This window comes from Natrinema salinisoli, from assembly GCF_020405205.1.
GTDB classification, from domain to species: domain Archaea; phylum Halobacteriota; class Halobacteria; order Halobacteriales; family Natrialbaceae; genus Natrinema; species Natrinema salinisoli.
Genome location: NZ_CP084469.1, coordinates 3,173,504 through 3,191,210, shown reverse-complemented (window position 1 = coordinate 3,191,210; position 17,707 = coordinate 3,173,504). Strand labels below are relative to the sequence as shown.

The 17,707-nt window shown below is 65.4% G+C and carries 20 protein-coding genes and 1 tRNA gene; 12 read left to right on the top strand and 9 right to left on the bottom strand.

The genetic code is table 11. The annotated features are described in order from the left end of the window. Positions 1 to 82 precede the first annotated feature (82 nt). Positions 83 to 688: a PspA-associated protein PspAB gene (gene pspAB / locus LDB05_RS15700; protein ID WP_226004928.1), complete on the bottom strand. Its 606-nt coding sequence runs from the start codon at positions 686 to 688 to the stop codon at positions 83 to 85. Between the two features lie 24 nt (positions 689 to 712). Beyond that, positions 713 to 1,600, bottom strand: a complete 888-nt coding sequence (htpX, locus tag LDB05_RS15695; protein ID WP_226004927.1) for a zinc metalloprotease HtpX — start codon at positions 1,598 to 1,600, stop codon at positions 713 to 715. 545 nt (positions 1,601 to 2,145) lie between these two features. Between htpX and LDB05_RS15690 the strand changes: the two genes are divergently transcribed. From LDB05_RS15690 to LDB05_RS23625, 3 genes are all read left to right on the top strand, one after another. Next, the gene (locus tag LDB05_RS15690) at positions 2,146 to 3,270 is read left to right on the top strand and encodes a 60S ribosomal export protein NMD3 (protein WP_226004926.1); all 1,125 of its coding nucleotides are present in this window, start codon (positions 2,146 to 2,148) and stop codon (positions 3,268 to 3,270) included. Continuing rightward, positions 3,263 to 4,432, top strand: a complete 1,170-nt coding sequence (locus tag LDB05_RS15685) for a class I SAM-dependent methyltransferase (protein WP_226004925.1) — start codon at positions 3,263 to 3,265, stop codon at positions 4,430 to 4,432. Before LDB05_RS15690 ends, LDB05_RS15685 begins: the two co-directional genes overlap by 8 nt. A 76-nt stretch (positions 4,433 to 4,508) precedes the next feature. Beyond that, entirely contained in the window at positions 4,509 to 4,595 is an 87-nt protein-coding gene (locus tag LDB05_RS23625; protein ID WP_226007924.1) for a surface glycoprotein, read from the top strand. Between the two features lie 70 nt (positions 4,596 to 4,665). On the opposite strand, the gene LDB05_RS15675 is transcribed toward LDB05_RS23625, so the two are convergent. Then, positions 4,666 to 6,540, bottom strand: coding sequence for a helicase C-terminal domain-containing protein (locus LDB05_RS15675; RefSeq protein WP_226007923.1), 1,875 nt, complete (start codon positions 6,538 to 6,540; stop codon positions 4,666 to 4,668). A gap of 201 nt (positions 6,541 to 6,741) precedes the next feature. On the opposite strand from LDB05_RS15675, the gene LDB05_RS15670 reads away from it, so the two are divergent. Then, positions 6,742 to 6,830 (top strand) — tRNA-Gly (locus tag LDB05_RS15670). A 159-nt stretch (positions 6,831 to 6,989) separates the two neighbouring features. Here LDB05_RS15670 and LDB05_RS15665 read toward each other — a convergent pair. Then, entirely contained in the window at positions 6,990 to 7,235 is a 246-nt protein-coding gene (locus tag LDB05_RS15665; protein ID WP_226004924.1) for a DUF7561 family protein, read from the bottom strand. A 120-nt stretch (positions 7,236 to 7,355) separates the two neighbouring features. Here LDB05_RS15665 and LDB05_RS15660 point away from each other — a divergent pair, with 120 nt between their 5' ends. Both LDB05_RS15660 and LDB05_RS23620 read left to right on the top strand, forming a co-directional pair. Continuing rightward, positions 7,356 to 8,342 (top strand): YkgJ family cysteine cluster protein, encoded by a 987-nt coding sequence (locus tag LDB05_RS15660; RefSeq protein WP_226004923.1) that lies wholly within the window; start codon positions 7,356 to 7,358, stop codon positions 8,340 to 8,342. A 53-nt stretch (positions 8,343 to 8,395) separates the two neighbouring features. Continuing rightward, the gene (locus LDB05_RS23620; protein WP_425498607.1) at positions 8,396 to 8,569 is read left to right on the top strand and encodes a DUF7530 family protein; all 174 of its coding nucleotides are present in this window, start codon (positions 8,396 to 8,398) and stop codon (positions 8,567 to 8,569) included. Here LDB05_RS23620 and LDB05_RS15655 read toward each other — a convergent pair. After that, positions 8,566 to 8,739: a DUF5786 family protein gene (locus LDB05_RS15655; RefSeq protein WP_226004922.1), complete on the bottom strand. Its 174-nt coding sequence runs from the start codon at positions 8,737 to 8,739 to the stop codon at positions 8,566 to 8,568. The genes LDB05_RS23620 and LDB05_RS15655 overlap by 4 nt on opposite strands. A 180-nt stretch (positions 8,740 to 8,919) precedes the next feature. Between LDB05_RS15655 and LDB05_RS15650 the strand changes: the two genes are divergently transcribed. Together LDB05_RS15650 and LDB05_RS15645 are read left to right on the top strand one after the other, a co-directional pair. Then, positions 8,920 to 9,927 (top strand): DUF5784 family protein, encoded by a 1,008-nt coding sequence (locus LDB05_RS15650; protein WP_226004921.1) that lies wholly within the window; start codon positions 8,920 to 8,922, stop codon positions 9,925 to 9,927. A 98-nt stretch (positions 9,928 to 10,025) separates the two neighbouring features. Beyond that, positions 10,026 to 11,090, top strand: a complete 1,065-nt coding sequence (locus LDB05_RS15645) for a zinc-dependent alcohol dehydrogenase family protein (protein ID WP_226004920.1) — start codon at positions 10,026 to 10,028, stop codon at positions 11,088 to 11,090. 228 nt (positions 11,091 to 11,318) lie between these two features. Here the strand turns inward: LDB05_RS15645 and LDB05_RS15640 are convergent, their stop codons facing one another. Then, the gene (locus LDB05_RS15640) at positions 11,319 to 11,606 is read right to left on the bottom strand and encodes a DUF5789 family protein (RefSeq protein WP_226004919.1); all 288 of its coding nucleotides are present in this window, start codon (positions 11,604 to 11,606) and stop codon (positions 11,319 to 11,321) included. A 158-nt stretch (positions 11,607 to 11,764) separates the two neighbouring features. On the opposite strand from LDB05_RS15640, the gene LDB05_RS15635 reads away from it, so the two are divergent. Together LDB05_RS15635 and LDB05_RS15630 are read left to right on the top strand one after the other, a co-directional pair. Beyond that, positions 11,765 to 12,544: a PHP domain-containing protein gene (locus tag LDB05_RS15635; protein WP_226004918.1), complete on the top strand. Its 780-nt coding sequence runs from the start codon at positions 11,765 to 11,767 to the stop codon at positions 12,542 to 12,544. A 56-nt stretch (positions 12,545 to 12,600) separates the two neighbouring features. Next, entirely contained in the window at positions 12,601 to 12,765 is a 165-nt protein-coding gene (locus LDB05_RS15630; RefSeq protein ID WP_180839735.1) for a DUF6757 family protein, read from the top strand. Between the two features lie 2 nt (positions 12,766 to 12,767). Here LDB05_RS15630 and LDB05_RS15625 read toward each other — a convergent pair whose 3' ends face one another. The 3 genes from LDB05_RS15625 to LDB05_RS15615 all read right to left on the bottom strand — a co-directional run bounded on the left by LDB05_RS15625 (position 12,768) and on the right by LDB05_RS15615 (position 14,268). Beyond that, on the bottom strand, positions 12,768 to 13,091 hold the full coding sequence (locus tag LDB05_RS15625; protein ID WP_226004917.1) for a 4Fe-4S dicluster domain-containing protein: 324 nt from the start codon (positions 13,089 to 13,091) through the stop codon (positions 12,768 to 12,770). Between the two features lie 162 nt (positions 13,092 to 13,253). Continuing rightward, positions 13,254 to 14,054 carry a TrmB family transcriptional regulator gene (locus tag LDB05_RS15620; protein ID WP_226004916.1) on the bottom strand — a complete coding sequence of 267 codons (801 nt, stop codon included), beginning with the start codon at positions 14,052 to 14,054 and terminating at the stop codon, positions 13,254 to 13,256. 64 nt (positions 14,055 to 14,118) lie between these two features. Beyond that, entirely contained in the window at positions 14,119 to 14,268 is a 150-nt protein-coding gene (locus LDB05_RS15615; protein WP_226004915.1) for a hypothetical protein, read from the bottom strand. 203 nt (positions 14,269 to 14,471) lie between these two features. On the opposite strand from LDB05_RS15615, the gene hemB reads away from it, so the two are divergent. Continuing rightward, positions 14,472 to 15,482, top strand: a complete 1,011-nt coding sequence (gene hemB, locus LDB05_RS15610) for a porphobilinogen synthase (protein ID WP_226004914.1) — start codon at positions 14,472 to 14,474, stop codon at positions 15,480 to 15,482. A gap of 497 nt (positions 15,483 to 15,979) precedes the next feature. After that, positions 15,980 to 17,641 carry an ammonium transporter gene (locus LDB05_RS15605; protein ID WP_226004913.1) on the top strand — a complete coding sequence of 554 codons (1,662 nt, stop codon included), beginning with the start codon at positions 15,980 to 15,982 and terminating at the stop codon, positions 17,639 to 17,641. Positions 17,642 to 17,707: the final 66 nt, after the last annotated feature.

The window sequence follows — 17,707 nt, the reverse complement described above, 5'->3', positions numbered from 1 at the left end:
ACATGCTTTGGGAGTCAGCCGAACGAGGAGCCGGACACGGACCGCAAAGCGAGAGCCGCCGCCACTCCCGCCCGCCCAGCACTCATTCCCAGGGATGCGTCCCGCGCTCGCTGGGCCAGAGCGGATACCAGTACTCCTTCTCGCGCTCGATCTCGAGTTCCCCGTCCAGCGCCGACTCGAGGGTGAACTCCGCGCTCGAGTCGCGCTCCCGACCGGACCGCGGAACGAACGGATAGAACCGCCCCCGGCGGAAGGAGTAGATCCAGTAGGCGGGGCCATCCCGATTTTCGTACGCAAAGACGGCCGCCAGCAGCCGCGACCCGTAGCCGTGCTCGATGAAGGTGTCCGCGGCGAAGTGCATGCTCGTGATCAGATCCTCCGGGTCGTCGTCCTCCAAGATCACCCAGTGATAGCCGTGATCGTCCGCGGTGACCGAAAAGCCGGTCCCGGTCTCTTCCTGTCCGGCCTCGAGGATCGCCTCGACCTCGTCGACGGCGTCCCGGAAGTCGCTCGAGTCGACGCCGGAGAAACAGAGCGCGCCGACGTCCAGCGAGTCGTAGCCCAGATCGGCCTCCATCGTGAGGTAGGCCGTGCTCATCCCGAAGAGGTCGTCGGGGTCGGCGTCGCGGCCAGCGTCGGCCTCGGCGCGCGAGCCGAGGATCGCGCGGAGTCCGTCAAGTAGTCCCATAGGTCGTGTGAGGTGGGAGATCCCTTAGAAGGACTGCATTTCGCGCTCGAGGTCGCGGAGCTGTTCGACGCGGCGCTCGGTCGGCGGGTGCGTCGAGAAGAGCCGCCCGACGATGCCGGACTTGATCGGGATGATGAAGAAGGCGTTCATCTCGGCCTCCTCGCGCAGGTCGTCTTTCGGGACCTTGTCCATCTCGCCCGAGATTTTCAGCAGCGCCGAGGCCAGCGCGGAGGGGTTACCGGTGATGGCGGCGGCCCCGCGGTCGGCGGCGTACTCGCGGTACCGGGAGAGCGCCCGAATGAGCAGGTAGCTGATGATCCAGACGACCAGCGAGACGAGGATGGCGACGACGATGCCGCCGCCCCCGCCGCCGCGACCGCGGCCGTGACCGCCGCCGAAGAACGCGCCCCAGCGGACCATCATGAACGCGATGGTCGAGAGGAACGAGGCGATCGTCATCACCATCATGTCGCGGTTCTTCACGTGCGCGAGTTCGTGTGCGAGGACGCCGTCGAGTTCGTCCTGCTCGAGCGAGTTCATGAGCCCGGACGTCACACAGACGGCCGCGTTTTTCTGGTTGCGTCCGGTCGCGAAGGCGTTGGGAACCTTCGAGTCGACGACCGCCACCTTCGGTTTCGGAAGGTCGGCCTGCTGAGAGAGCCGTTCGATCGAGGCGTGCAGTTGCGGATACTCGTCGGCCGAGACCGTCTTCGCGCCCATGCTTCGGAGGGTGAGCGTGTCGCTGAAGTAGTACTGGACGAGCGAGAATCCGCCGAACATGAGTCCAAAGAGCAACAGCCCACCGCCGACGTAAGCGGTGATCACTCCGGCGAAGACGATGTACAGCGCGAACAGCAGGAACATCGTCACGAACATCCGAAACCGCAATCCCCAGTCCGCCTGCCAGTTCATACCGTAACCGAGGGGCTCCGGAAAAATAAGTACATTGACGCTACGTTCGGAGACCGTTACGCTAGTAGAAAACGACGGTGGAGGCTGATCGTCCTCGAGCCGGTTTACTCGGCTAGCCGAGCACGAGCACATCCACGACCGCTACGACACGAGAGTCTACGAACTCGTCGATGATCCTCGAGAGAGCAATGAGCAGAACGAATAGAGATACCGCCACCGACATCGAAACTGTCATATAGACATTACTTTTAGCGCCGTCTTCGCTCAATCAAATACTGCATCCATTGCATTTTCTAACCCCTTCGTTTCGGATGGAGACCGCGTGACGTGGTCACGTCTGACGACAGTGAATTGTAGCATTGTCTGACAGTCGTCTGACTACTTCTATCGAGGACCCCCTCCGTTTCGCGTAGAGAGGAGGGACAGTCACGAGACGGGACCGATCGCGGGCCGCGAGGGTGACCCGGTGGCCGATTCGAGCGACCCCGTGCGACTCGAGGGGCCACAACAGGCCGCTTAACTCCCCGAGGTTCCAAACGGGGGCAATGAGTGAGTCGCGTGCGTTCTGTCCCCGGTGCGGGGATGCGGTACCCGAGCGGTCGGCGAGCGACGCGAACGATCCGCTGCGGCCCGGTGCGGAGGTCGAACTCTGCGATTCGTGTTACTTCGAGGACTTCGACTTCGTGGACGCGCCGGACCGGATCGACGTTCGCGTCTGCTCCCGCTGTGGTGCGGTCTATCGGGGGAATCGATGGGTCGACGTCGGCGCGGAAGATTACACGGACATCGCCATCGAAGAGGTCAGCGAGGCGCTGGCCGTCCACGTCGACGTCGAGGACGTCGCCTGGCAGATCGACCCCGAGCAGGTCGATCAGAACACGATCCGGATGCACTGTTTCTTCACGGGCGTGGTGCGGGGAACGCCGGTCGAAGAGCAGGTGACGGTCCCGGTCAAGATCGCCCGCCAGACCTGTACCCGCTGCGGGCGGATCGCCGGCGACTACTACGCCAGCATCGTGCAAATCCGCGCCGAGGATCGAACCCCCACGACCGAAGAGACCGAACGCGCGAAAGAGATCGCGAACCAGATCGTCGAAGACATGGAGGCCACGGGCGACCGCAACGCCTTCGTCACCGAAGTCGGCGAAACCGACGACGGCCTGAACATCAAGGTCTCGACCAACAAGATCGGCAAGAAGATCTCGAACAAGATGCTCGAGGAGTTCGGCGGCACCGTCAACGACGCCGAAACCCTCGTCACGGAGGACGAAGACGGCAACGAGGTCTACCGGGTCACGTTCGCCGTCCGCCTGCCGCCGTACACCCCCGGCGACGTCATCGACCTCGCCGACGACGACGGCGGTCCCGTCCTCGTCCGCAGCGCCCGCGGCAACCTCAAGGGCGTCCGCGTGACGACCGGCGAGCGCTACGAGGCGAGCTACGAGGAAGGCAATTCGCCGGACGCACGGAGACTCGGCGATCTCGAGGACGCGGTCGAGGCGACGGTCGTCACCGTCGAGGACGACAACGCCGTGCAGATACTCGACCCCGAGACGTTCCAGGCGAAAACCGTCTCCCGGCCGGACTACTTCGATCCAGAGGCCGAGACCGTTCCCGTGTTGAAGAGCCGCGCCGGATTGCACGTCCTCCCAGACGAGAGCGATGACTGAGGAAGACGCGGATACCGGCGACCAGCCAGCAGCGGAGGAATCCCACGATCTCGAGGCCGCGGTCGACGACGTCCTCGAGCCGGCGACGGCGGACGGACCCCTCGCGGTGATCGTCGCCAAATCGCGCGCGGAGACGGCGATCGAGTCGCTGCGCGCCGAGGGCGTCTACGACGACTCGAGGCACGTCCTAGAGGACGGCCCCGAACGGGTCGCCCTCCCCATCACGGAGCCGCCGACCGAGACGGCGGTCCTCGAGGTCGTCAAACAGCTCGACCCCGAGCCCCGGAGCCCGAACCTCGAGGGACTGCTGGCCGAACGGGGCTGGAGCGAGGCCGACCTCGAGTCGGCCCCGGGTTCGTGGGCGGTGATCGGATCAGTGATCCTCGCGACGGTGCCCGATGGATGTCCCAACGAGTCCGAACTGGGCGAGGCCCTGCTCGAACTCCACGGCGAGGCCGACAGCGTGCTGGCCGACGAGGGGATCGCGAACGACGGCGCGGCCGGCACCTACCGCGAGCCGCGGACCCGGCTGATCGCCGGAGACGGCGACACGGAGACGATCCATACGGAGCACGGGACCCGGTACGGGCTCGATCCCGCCAAAGTGATGTTCTCGCCCGGGAATCAGGCCGAACGCGCCCGAATGGGAGAGCTGGACGTCGACGGTGAGCGCGTCTTCGACATGTTCGCCGGCATCGGCTACTTCACCCTGCCGCTGGCCCGAGCGGGCGCGCAGGTGACGGCCACGGAGATCAATCCGACCGCATTTCGGTACCTGCTCGAGAACGCCGTACTCAACGAGGTCGACGACCGAGTCGACGCCTACATGACCGACTGCCGCGACCTCGCGGGCGACCTCGAGGTCGATCGGGTGGTCATGGGGTACTACGGGATTTCAGATGGGAACGGCACCAAAGACGCCGGGAACCGAACCGACGAGGCACACGACTTCCTCGAGGACGCTCTCGCCGCGCTGGTTCCCGGCGGCGTCGTCCACTATCACGAGGCGACCCCCGAATCGCGACTGTGGGATCGGCCGCTCGAGCGGCTCGAGGCGGCCGCCGACGCGGCGGGACGCGAACTCGAGATCCTCGAGAAACGGCGAGTGAAGAGCCACAGCGCAGGCGTCGCACACGTCGTCGTCGACGCCCGCTTCGAGTGAGCGGCTCCGGCTCGTGATCGATCGGACGGACACGTTGTCGTGGGATTGATACTCGCGGAGCGATTTCACACGGAGTATGGAAACGAATCAGCTCATCGCCCTTCTCTTCGCGCTGCTCATGGTGACTTCGATGGTCGCCTGGGGCGCGACGGCGATCTTCTGACGCGACGGTCACCCGGCGCTTCGCCGGTCGGGAGCGAGTCCGTATCGAGCGGTCGCTCCCACCGCCGCTATTACTCGTCCGTGTCCCAGACGTCCGCGAGGGGACTCGAGCGGGATGATCGACCGGATCGACTCGATCGCGACGACGAGCGGCCGTCGCTCCCGCCGCTGGCGTCCGTCTCGCTCGCTCGATTCCGGCGCGACGACCCCGTTCCGGAGCCCGCTTCCGTCCGTCCGGTCGAGCCGGCCGCGGAGTCACCGAGTGCGGCCCGCGGCTCGAACGCCGGCAGATCCGGCCGAGACATGCGGTCGACCTGCGCCTCGAACCACTCGGGCATGTCCGTTCGAGCGCGATCGAAGCAATCCACCAGACTCGAGTCCGCCAGATACGTCGCGCCGTAGTCGTCGGGGGCGCGGACGACCCGCCCGCAGGCCTGAATGACGGTTCGGAGCGTCGTTCGGTAGTACCAGGCCCACTGACCTTCCTCGAGTCGGTGGGCCACCCGCGAGTCGCCGGTGTTGAGAAACGGCGCTTTGCAGATGACCTGCCAGCGGCAGAGATCACCCTTGAGGTCCAGCGCCTCCTCCATCTTCACCGAGAGGAAGACGTCGGGGTCGTCGCTGGCCTTCCACGCGTCGAGTGCCGCGTCGCGGCCGTCGCGGTCGTGGGTTCGGATCCGGTCGCCGACGCCGAAGTCGGTCAGGAGGTCGGCGAGGCGCTCCTGAATGTCGTAGGAGTGGGCGTGGATTAGCCCCTTCTCGTCGGGGTGGTGTTGCATCAGACGGACGATCGTGCGGGCGATCTTCGGCGTCGTCTCGTCGCGCTCGTCGTAGGTCATTTTCCCCTGCGTGACGTCGTACAGCGGCCGGTTCTCGACGGGGAACGTGTGGTCGACGTCGACCAGCGCGACGCCGTCGGGGTCGAGCCCGACCTGCCGGCAGAAGGCTTCCTTGTTGAGGATGGTCGCCGACAGGAGCGCGAACTTGTTGCCCCGGTCCCAGACGGTGTGCTGGAGGTACTTCTCGGGGTTCATCGGCTTGATCGTCAGCGGGCCGCCCTGCGGCTCGTCGCCGTCGTCGTCGCTCCCATCCCCACCGGCATCGCGAGCGCTCGGTTCGGACTGATCGACCAGCCACGTCGTCGGGCTCTGGGGGTCGCGGTAGTCCGAGACGAACCACTCGAGTTCGCCGATGAGTTCCTGGAGGCGGTCGCGTTCGCGTACTTCGCCGGGGGAGAGCGCATCCTGTGCGAGCAGGTCGTCTTTGCGACGCGTGCAGGTCTGTGCGAGGCTTTCGGCGTATCGGACGGCTCGTTCGACGTCGTCCACCTCGGGAACCCGAAGGTCGTCCCAGAAGGGGACGGTTCGCGGTCCCAGTTGAATGGTCGCGTACATTTCGGCCCACTCCGCGAGGCCGTGGGCCTCGTCGACGACGACGACGTCGCGCTTGCGGAAGACCTCGCTCCCGGCGGTCTGCATGAAGTAGGCAAGCGTCATCGCCGCGATTTCGCGGTTCGAGGCGATGGCCCGGTCCGAGAAGTACGGACACCGGTGTTTGACCGAACAGTCGTAGCCCCGTTCGCGGACGCAAGGCGCTTGATTGACCGGCGTCTCGCGTTCCTCCGGCAGAATGCAGGTGTAGTTCGACTTCCCGCGGATGACGTTGAGATCGGCCAGCAGATCGTCGGCCGCGACGTCGTCGAGCTGGGAGACCTGCGGGGTCGTGTAGTATGCGCCCGTGGCGTCGCTCGGGTCACCCTCGTCCGCCCGTCTGGCGCAGCCGGCGACGGCGCGGGCCAGCAGGGACTTGCCGCTCCCCGTCGGCGCGCGCACGAGCACGACGTCGTTATCGGCCGCGAAGGCGTCGCGAATGTCGCGGAGGGCCTGCTGTTGGGTCCCCCGGTAGTTCGGCGCGGGGAACTCCTCGAAGATCCGCTCGGGATTCACCGTTCGACTCACGGCGCGGCCGCGTCCTAAACCCTGCGGAGTGTCGCGCTCGCGGAAAACCCCTCGACTCGAGCGCGCAGATACCCAACACGGAAACCACCGTCTACCCGTCGGTATCGGCCCCCTACGTAACGGCGAGCGCGCTCGGCGGGTCGGTAGTCGGCCGATTACAAAGACGAAATCCGCCGTCGAACGGAGTGCGGAAGGGTCGCTCAGCGGTAGAGCACCGCGGTGCCACCTGGTTCCGCGGCGGCATTTCGCCTCGTGGCGTTCGAATCCCACCCCTTCCGCTCCCGGTTGCGGTTGCTGTCGTGGTCGTTGCAGAAGAAACGCGTCCGTGCTGACAACGGTGCAGTGTGCCGGTACCGCCAGTATCGCCTCCACTCCCCACATCCTCCATTTTTCGAACCGTCGGCCGATACGGAGCCGCCGGTACGGTGGAAATCCCGCTACAGCGGCCCCAATTGCGAGGTTTCGCCGTCGACCTGCTCGAGGCGCTCGATGTCCTCGGCCGTCGGATAGTCCGGAACCGCCTCGAGACACGGGTAACACAACAGGTGCGACGTCCCGTCCTCGAGCTCGAGCGTTATCGCCGTCCCGACGGTGCCGGCGTCGGTCCCGAACGACCAGAGGTTGGCGATCCCGCCGGAAACCGTGACCGTTCGACCGCAGCCGTCACAGGAGTCCTTGGACATACGGGAGGGTGGGTTCCCGACGGTCAAAGTCGTTCGCCCGCGCCGTCGCCCGTTCGGCGTGGCCGTCCGATGGCGAGATCCCGCACAGCGGTTATACGGTCCAGTGACGTACCGCCGCACATGGAGGTGAACTGCGAGGACTGTGCGGGGTGTTGCATGGACTGGCAGTCACTGCTCGCGGACGGTGACGCGTCGACGACCGCTCGAGACGCCGACGGCGGGGACGGTCGCAGGACCGACCGACAGCGGGCTCGCAAGCCGTTCGCCGGCCGCGACGACGACCGGGAGGCGTCCCGAGAGCCGCTCGACGACGACACCAACTTCGTCCCGCTGACCCGCGACGAGGTGCGGGCGTTCCTCGAGTCGGGGATGGGCGCGGCCCTGCAACCGCGGTTCTGGCACGCACGGACGGAGAGCGAGGGCGTCGAAATCGACGGTCGAACCGTCGCTGCGGTCGCGGGTCGGCCGGTCTTCTTCGTCGGCCTCCGGAAGCCGCCGAAACCGGTCGCGCCGTTCGGTCGCGAGGAGCCGACGTGGCTGCCGACCTGCGTCTTTCTCGACCCGACCACGCTGCAGTGTCGAATCCACGACGGCGATCTCTATCCCGACGAGTGTCGCGCGTATCCGGAACACAATCTCGCGCTCGAGCAGGAGACCGAATGCGAACGCGTCGAATCGGCGTTCGGCGGCGACCGCCTGCTCGAGGCGGATCACGACGATCCCGGCGGTCTGTTGCTCGGCTCGCAGGCGATCGGCGCGAAGCTCTTCTGCCATCCGCGACCGGACGACCTCGAGGGCGTGGTCGACCGGGCCGCAGCCGGCGCGCTCACGCGGCGGGATCGAGCCGAGTTGATCGCGGTCGCCGCCGCCTCGAGTCCCGGAACGCCGGCGATCTCCGATCACCACTACGAGCGGGCGAAAACGCGGGTGCTCGGGACGAACGAGGGCAACTCGGCCGACGGCGAGTCGTGGGTCGGGCCGGCCATCCGCGACTGGTATCAGCGCTACCGAGAGTCCAGGAAGGCCGTCCCCTCGCCAACCGTCGCCGACGCCGTCGAGACGGACCGGGGCGCGCCCGAAACGCCGGACTGGGACGCCCTCGAGTGACGGAGGCGAGCGGGGAACCCGGACTGACGAGGACGTACTAGCGCGTCGACGCTATCAATATCGGCATCGCGGCAGTACAACTCCTGTTGCTTCCGGTAGTCGCTGGACAGCCCGTGTTACTCGTCGCGCTCGGCGGCCACGCTGTCGTAGTTCTCGTCGTTGCGACGCTCTCGATCCTGTTGCAAGGACGGCGATGGAAAAAGTCGATTCCCGTCGACCACCGCTAGTTCGACTTGATCTGCTCGAACTGATCTAGCAGTTCCTCCGCAGAGTCCCCCGAATCGTACTCAACTTCCCCGTGGTAGATCGTTCGCTCGTCGTCGAAGTCCGTGTCGACCGTCGAGGCTTGCTTTTCGCGGCGCTCGTGTTCGTCCTCGTCATAGGCACCCATTGACATGGTAGGTATGAACAAGGTAGGGCGCTTGCAACTATTAATGTAACGGTCCATCACATCGCCAGCCACCGAAACGGACACCCGGATATCGGTGTGAGTGACCGAATGCACGGATCAAGCGGGCGAATCCGCCTCCCGCCTGACAGCGAACGATATATGCACTCCCGCCCCATAGAGTGGATCGTGGCACGGCCGCTTCGCTTTCGTTACTCGCCCCAGTCCTGGAGCGACGGGCGAGTCAAACACGATATTCTCCAGCCGCTGCAGTCCAATATCGGCGCAGAGGCAGTCTCGCCGTGGTTCAAGATCGGCGGCGACTGGCAGACACACCGCTTCGAGATGCAAAACGGCGACGTCGCCCTCTTCGCACGTAACGACTCGGACGCCTACTGGATGGGCAACACCGAAACGCCCTCCGCACTGTGGAAAACCGACAAGTTCGGGTGGCGGGAGGTTCCACACCACGTCTCCCGGTGGGCTCAGCGTGAACTGACTGCGACGCTTCACGAGGAAGACCCCTGGCTCGCCGACTATCCCCACATCTCGTGGTTCTTTTTGCCGGTGTTCATGTCCAAGGACGGCCGTCACTCGACCCGTGCGTTCTTCCGGGAGCACGCCGCCGGGTTTCCCGACGCCGGCCGCCGGGAGACGACCCGGTTCTTCGAGGACTTCCTCAAAACGGGCGTCCTCGACGAGTACCGACACGTCATGTCGGGCAAGCTCGGCACCAGCGACCACGTCGATCGCGTCCGGATGAGCGCCGCGATGGCGGAGTTCATCGCCGCGAAGATCCTCACGGACGCGGGCTACGACGTCGTCCCGGAGATCGAGGTCACGACCGGCCACTCGCTGGACTTCCGGGCCGAAAGCGACGATACCAACGTCCTCGTCGAAGTCACCCGACCGCAGCCGCCGGGGAACCGCGTCGCGTCCGGCCCCGTCGCCGCCGTCCGCGACACCGCCGAAACCAAGACCAACGGCCAACTGGCCGAACACGGCGGCGGTGCCGTCCTCTTCGTCGACTGCTCGAGTTTCCGCGACGATTCGTGGTCCGCCGTTCGCGGCGAACAACCCGACGTCCGACACCGCCCCGCCGTCGTCTATCGCGTCCGGCCGAACGGCCACGTCGAAGGCTATCAGAAAGGGTCGGTTCCCCTCGAGTTGAGCGACGCGATCGACTTTCTGCACTGAACGGGGCGTCCGCTCCGACGACGCTGCTCGGGCCGTCCACTGTCACGTACTGCAACAGACTGTGACCTATTTGTAGTGTGGTATAGTCAGGCAGACCCATGCGCGCAGCAGTCCTCGAGGAACACGGCGAACCGCTCTCGATCGAAGACGTCGACGCGCCGGAGCCGGCACCCGACGGGGCGATCGTCGACGTCGAAGCCTGTGGCGTCTGTCGGAGCGACTGGCACGGCTGGCAGGGCGACTGGGGATGGCTCGGCCTCGAGACGCAGCCGGGGCAGATTCTGGGCCACGAGCCCGCCGGTCACGTCGTGGCCGTCGGCGAGGACGTCGAGGGCGTCGCGGAGGGCGATCACGTCGCGATCCCGTTCAACCTCGGCGACGGAACCTGCCCGCAGTGTCAGCGAGGCCATTCCAACACCTGCGAGAACGTGATGCCGCTGGGGTTCATCGAGCAAGCGCAGGGCGCGTTCGCCGAACAGGTCCACGTCCCGTCGGCCGGTCACAACCTCGTGAAACTCCCCGACGGCGTCTCGTCCGTCGACATGGCCGGCCTCGGCTGTCGGTTCATGACGTCGTTCCACGCGCTGGCCCACCGCGCCGACGTCGGCGCGGGCGACTGGGTCGCCATCCACGGCTGCGGCGGCGTCGGCCTCTCGGCGGTCCACATCGCCGACGCGCTGGGCGGCAACGTCGTCGCTGTCGATCTCAAAGACGAGAAGCTCGAGAAAGCCCGCGATCTCGGGGCCGTCGAGACGGTCAACGCCGAGGACGTCGACGACGTGCCCGGCGAAGTCACGTCGATCACGAACGGCGGGGCGGGCGTCGCCATGGACGCGCTGGGGATCGAAACGACGAGCCAGAACTCCGTGATGAGCCTCGGTACCCGCGGCCAGCACATCCAGGTCGGACTCACGACGCAGGACGAACAGGGTATGGTCACCCTGCCGACCGACGCGATGGTCATGCAGGAGATCGAGTTCATCGGCTCGCTGGGCATGCCGCCGACCCGCTACGACGAGATCTTCCGCATGGTCTCGACGGGGAAACTCCATCCGGAAAAAGTCGTCTCCGAAACGATCGGCCTCGAAGACGTCAGCGACAAACTCGAGTCGATGACCGACTTCGAGACGGTCGGCATTCCGGTCATCGACAACTTCAACTAAATTTTGCTCTGCGGGCGCGGCTTCGCCGCGCCCTCGGCAAAATTTAGTATAAAAGCACTCCTCCTTCCGTTCGCTCGCGGATGCTAACGGTGTTCCGCTACCCGTAGCCATCGTGGCAAAGTAGTTGTACCGAGCGCGAGCGAAGCGAGCGCTCGGCCTTTTTTCATCAAAGTTTTTTGGCGGGGTTCGACCGAGCGAAGCGAGGGAGGACCCCGCTAAAAAAGTTTGTTAGAAGGAAACCGCGTCGGGCGAATACGGGCTGCCGACCGGGGTCGGGTCGCGGTCGCTGTAGCCGACGCGTCCGATCGCCTTGTCGCTGACGGCGGAGTAGACAGCGAAGCGGGCGTCCTCCGGTGTTTCGAAGGTCTCGGACTCGAGGCGGGCGAGTACATCGCCGACCGTCTCGCTACCGTTCGGGAGTTCGAGGGTGCGATCGCCGTACTCCTCGATCATTTCTTCGGTCGTCGCGGGGTACTCGTGGTCGTCGATGACCTCGCCGGTGCCATTGAGCAGCATTACGCCCTAACCTGCGTGAACGATAATTATAAACATTGTCCATCTATGTTTCCTAGTAGCACTGGATACCTAATATACCTAATACAGCTCTAGAGATTCCGAAAACCGGCAGCAGGGCCGGAGAAACGCCTTTACGAGCGGGGGCGTTCGGATATCGTATGCCTTACGCGGACTTACACGTCCACACGACGCGCTCGGACGGCAGCCTCGCACTCGAGGCGGTCCCCGAGGCCGCCCGCAGCGGCGGCGTCGAGGTCGTCGCGGTGACCGACCACGATCGGGTACAGCCGTTCGACGGGCCAGTCGTCGAGCGTGACGGCGTGACGCTCGTTCACGGGATCGAGCTTCGCGTCGAGACGCCGGGGGGCCAGCGGCTCGATCTGCTCGGATACGGACTCGAGCCGAGCGCGGACCTCGAGGCGATTCTCGCGGACATTCAGGCGAACCGAAAAGAGCGTGGGCGGGCGATCGTCGACTGCGTGGAATCGCGGCTCGGCATCGATCTGGACGTGACCGTCGACGGCGGGTTCGGGCGGCCCCACATCGCGCGGGCGATCGAGGCACATCCCGAGACCGAGTACGACTATCAGGGCGCGTTCGATCACGTCATCGGCTCCGACTGTCCGTGCTACGTGCCTCGGGACGTCCCCTCGTTCGAACGGGGGCGGACGGCATTGGCTGAATCGTGTCGGCTCGTCTCGCTGGCCCACCCGCTACGGTACCGCGATCCCGAGAGCGCGCTCGCGCTGGCGGCCGAACTCGACGCCGTCGAATTCGAGTATCCCTACGGTCGCGAGGTCGATCGCGCGCCCGTCGAGCGAGCGATCGAGCGACACGGGTTGCTCGCGACCGGCGGCAGCGACGCCCACGACGAGCGCCTCGGCGTCGCCGGACTCTCCAGGAGGGCGTACGAACGCCTCGAGTTGACAGTCGGCTGACCTGAACCCTGGCCGCTAGCGGAGGGTTCAATGCATCGTGGTCCTAACGGCCGGGTATGAACTGCCACTACTGTGACCGCGAGGCTGCCTTCGCCGCCGAGTCAGACGGGCTCAGGGTTGGCCTCTGCGAGGAACACTTCCGCGAGCGTCTCCAGGAGCTCGCCGAAGCCGACGGGCTCGAGAGCCTGAAAGAGAAAGTCGACGTGGATCGCGCCGAGTAATTTTACGCCGTGCGTCCGGCGTCGACGTCGATGGCGTCGACCGGGCAGACGTCGACGCAGAGCATACAATCGATACACTGCGCTTCGTTCGCCGGATCGGCCTTCTCTTCGCTTTCGGGGTGGCCCGGCGTGTCGATCCACTCGAAGACGTCGACCGGGCAGTCCTCGACGCAGGCCCCGTCGGCGATACAGATGTCGAAGTCGACCGCGACGTGCGTGCCGTGGATCCCCAGCTCTTCGGGTTCGTCGACGGGACCCCAGACTGAGTGTCCTTCGTGCTCGTCGACCTGTTCGCGGTTCTCGTGGAACTGCGGGTCTATGGCCATTGCTAGCAGATTAAACACGAGACGCGTACTTAAAACTGCGTACTCCCTTCGGTTACGGAAGTCCCTGCACCGACCGCGAACGGCGACGGTCGAACGGTCACGAGGGAACCGAGTGGAGCCGTCACGTCAGCCCGTCCTCGAGCGGGGACGACGACGGACGACTCAATCGTCCGTCGTTCGGTCCTCGTCGCGTTCCTCGAGCCGGTCGTCCAGCAGTTCGCGAGTCCAGACGGCGAACCCGTGATCGCGGCCGTAGGTCCAGACCGCCGTCTCGTTGACCACGTCGGGGAGATCGCTCTCTTTGACCCCGGCCGCGACGATCGCTTCCTGGTCGGCCATGAGCAACTGTGCCGGCCACTCGTCGTGGACGGTACTGGTCGTCTCGAGGTCGGGTGCGACGACGACGTCGGCGTCGGGAACTGCCGCCGCGAACTCCTCGCGATCGTCTCCGGTCGGTACTTCGATGTAGACGCTGACGCCGCGATCGGCGGCCGACTGAAGCCCGTCGAGGATCGGTCGATCGACCACCTCCGTCGCCGGGACGAGGTAGTGAATCGTCTCCTCGGCCTCCTCCAGGAAGCGGACGACGCGTTCGGTGACGTGTTCCTTCTGGGTGATCGCCCACATTCCCTCGTCGTCCCGCGAGTCGGGTTCCTCGAGTTGGCCGAGGGAGCGCTCGGCGGCGTTGATCCGCGAGTCGTAGTCTTCGCGGATTCGCCGACACGCCGTCTCGACCGGGACGGCCTTGTATTGACGGGGTTCGGTCTGCTGGACGCTGACGAGCCCCTTTCGGTCGAGCCGTTCGATCGTGTCGTACACCCGCGAACGGGGGATGTCCGCGACCTGACTGATCTCCTTGGCGGTCCCCGTCGAGATCCGGACGAGCGCCACGAAACAGCGGGCTTCGTACTCGGTTAGTCCGAGCCCCTCGAGGGCGCTGACCGCTTCCTCGGCGTTTGACACGGTCGTCCCTAGACGCGGAGTCGGGAAAGAACGCGGCTTTCTCAGGCCACCCTACTATACAGCCTTACCAGAACACGCGAAAGGACGTACCACCGCACGGACAGCCGTCGGCGCTCCCGATCGGTCGAACCTCGTCCCCCGAGAGCCAGACTGCCAACGCTCTGCCGCAGTCCGTACACCGTGCTGCGCCCTTCCGACGTGATTGCGCTGCCATCGAGCGCTCTTCGCCGCCGGGTCGTATAAGCGAGTTGTGAGTTCGGCGGGAGTCAGAGGTCGTGTACTCCGGCCGTAACAACGACCGTCGCGATCCGCTCGAGCATCGAGCGGCGATTCCGACGAGCGAAGCCGAAGACTGACGACCGGCACTGATCGATTCCGGAGCGAGGTGCTTTTGCGACTCCCGGCAAATGCACCGATATGGATCTCACTCACCGTCCCCGTCGCCTTCGACAGGACCGGGTTCGGGACCTCGTCAGCGAGACGAGTCTCGAGCCGGCCGATCTCATCGCACCGGTGTTCGTCGACGCCACGACCGACGAGCGCACGCCCATCGAGTCGATGCCCGGTCACGATCGTGTCCCGATCGAGGGGATCGTCGCCCGCGTCGAGGAAGTCCTCGAGACGGGCGTCGAAGCGGTCATGCTCTTCGGCATCCCGGAATCGAAAGACTCCGAAGGCACCCGCGCCTGGGCCGAGGACGGCGTCGTTCAGGAGGCGCTCCGCCGGATCACGAGCGAAACCGACGCGTACGTCATCACGGACGTCTGCCTCTGTGAGTACACCGATCACGGTCACTGCGGCCCGCTCGAGGAGGAGCTCCGGAGCGAGGAGGTCGTCGAGGGCGGCCCCGCCTGCGAGCCGACGACGACCGTCGACAACGACGCCACCCTGGACGCGCTCGAGCAGATCGCCGTCTCGCACGCCCGTGCGGGCGCGGACATGGTCGCGCCGAGCGGGATGATGGACGGCATGGTCGGGGCCATTCGCTCGGCGCTGGACGAGGCAGGCTTCGAACACGTCCCGATCATGAGCTACGCGGCCAAGTACGAGAGCGCGTTCTACGGCCCCTTCCGTGACGCCGCCGACGGCGCGCCTTCCTTCGGCAACCGCAGACACTATCAGATGGATCCCGCGAACTCGCGGGAAGCCATGCGGGAGGTCCGGCTGGACGCCGAGCAGGGCGCGGACGTGATGATGGTCAAACCCGCCCTGGCGTACCTCGACATCATCGCTAACGTTCGTCGGGAGTTCGACCACCCCGTCGCCGCCTACAACGTCTCCGGCGAGTACGCGATGCTCCACGCCGCCGCCGAGAAGGGGTGGCTCGATCTCGACGCGGCCGCCACCGAATCGCTGCTGTCGATCAAACGTGCGGGTGCGGACCTGATTCTGACGTATTTCGCCGAGGATATCGCGGAGCGGCTGTAGGATCGGCCGCGTTGGCCGAGATAGTCTCGTCGCGGGACCGGAAAGGCGGCTAAAACGACCACATTCTCTCGCTGGGGACGCGTGATTAGACGAATGTCAATCTCAGACCGTCCCGGCGCGACGGGTGGGCAATATCTGCCGCGCGCGAGCGCATCCCAGCCGATACGCCCGTACTGGCGCCTATTTTGGGGCGATTGTCTCGATTTCGAACTGGTTCGTCGCTCAGTGGCGGTTGACAAACAGGTAAAATATAACCGTTGCTCGAAAAAGACGTGATTTCGAATGCCCTTATATACGTTAAATCTGCTCTAGCTTTGGACGGATACACCTATTACAGGCATTATTTTGCCTATTTGTAAAGGCTAATGCTTAAATGATACAGGTACAAGAACCTCTAACGTGATTAGGAGGACGATCATGAACGAGATTGCACTGAAAGAGGACGAACGTATGGCAGATTCGAGTAGCAGTGACCAGGAGAGAGGGGTGGATGCCTGATGGAGCCGACGATCCTGCAGGCCGATACCGAAATGCTGGCAGGGGCGCTCAACTACACGTGGATTCTGGTCGTGTCGTTCCTGATCTTCTTCATGCACGCGGGCTTCGCGATGCTGGAGGCGGGTCAGGTTCGCTCGAAGAACGTCGCGAACCAGCTGACGAAGAACCTGCTGACCTGGTCGGTCGGCGTGATGGCGTTCTTCCTCGTCGGTGCCGGCGTGAGCAGTCTCGTCGGCGGCGGCGGCTTCACCTGGGTCGCCGGAACCGATCCGGCATCCTGGGCCGACGGCTGGTTGTACGGGGCCGTCTTCGCGATGACGGCGGCGACGATCGTCTCCGGTGCCGTCGCCGGACGCGCGAAACTCCGCGCGTACGTGACCTACACGCTTCTGCTGGCGGCGGTCATCTACCCCGTCGTCACCGGGATCACGTGGTCCGGTGCGTACGTTAGCCAGTTCCTCGGAACCGGCTTCCAGGACTTCGCCGGCGGGATGATCGTCCACGGGATGGGCGGCATCGCCGGCCTCACCGCGGCGTGGGTGCTCGGACCCCGCATGGACCGCTACAACAGCGACGGTAGCGTCAACGTCATTCCCGGCCACTCGATGACCTTCGCCGTGCTGGGAACGCTCGTGCTCGCCTTCGGCTGGTACGGATTCAACGTCGGGACGGCCTCGATCTTCGTCGAGAACAGCGCTGGAGAGATGGTGTTCAACGGTGCCGTCCTCGGCCGCGTCGCGCTGACGACGACGCTGGCGATGGCGATGGGCGCAATCGGCTCCGGTGCCGTCGCCCTGCTGAAGACGGGCAAAGTCGACACGCTCTACGTGGCGAACGGCCTGCTGGCCGGCCTCGTCGGCATCACGGCGATCCCCAACGTCGCCGCGTGGTGGGGCGCTATCGTCGTCGGCTTCCTCGCCGGCGCGCAGCTGCCGATCGTCTTCAGCTTCGTCGAGGAGCGCCTGAAGATCGACGACGTCTGTGCGGTCTTCCCCGTCCACGGGTCCGCTGGCGTTCTCGGAACCCTGCTGTTCCCGTTCGTGGCCGCGCCGGGCGTCGTCGATAACGTCGTCAACGCGTTCATCGCACAACTCGCAGGCGTCGTGGCAATCACCGTCTGGACGGTCGTCACGACTGCCCTCGTGTTCGGTGCACTGAAGGCTGCCGGCCAGGCCCGCGTCTCCGAGGAACACGAACGCGACGGGCTCGACGTCTCCGAACACGGCGTCGACACCTACCCCGAGTTCGGCCAGCCCGACATCGCCACCGACGGTGGCGACGAGGTCATTCGCGCCGACGGTGGCGAGCCCAATGACGGCCAGATCAAGATGGTCACCGCGATCGTCCGTCCCGACCGCCTCGGTGCGATCAAGCAGTCGCTAGCCGAAGCCGGCGCGCCGTCGCTGACCGTCACCAACGTCTCCGGTCGCGGCTCCCAACCCGCGAAGAAAGGGCAGTGGCGCGGTGAGGAGTACACGGTCGATCTCCACCAGAAAGTCAAGATCGAGTGCGTCGTCGCGGACATCCCGGCGCAGGAAGTCGTCGACGCCATCCGCGAGGGTGCCGAAACCGGCGAACCCGGCGACGGCAAGATCTTCGTCATGCCCGTCGAGGGCGCGACCCAGATCCGCACCGGCAAGACCGGTCCCGACGCCGTCTGAGGTCGGGCCGCGCGGTCGATCGATCGCGATCCGCCCGCCGACGGATCGCGACGTGAGGCGACTCAC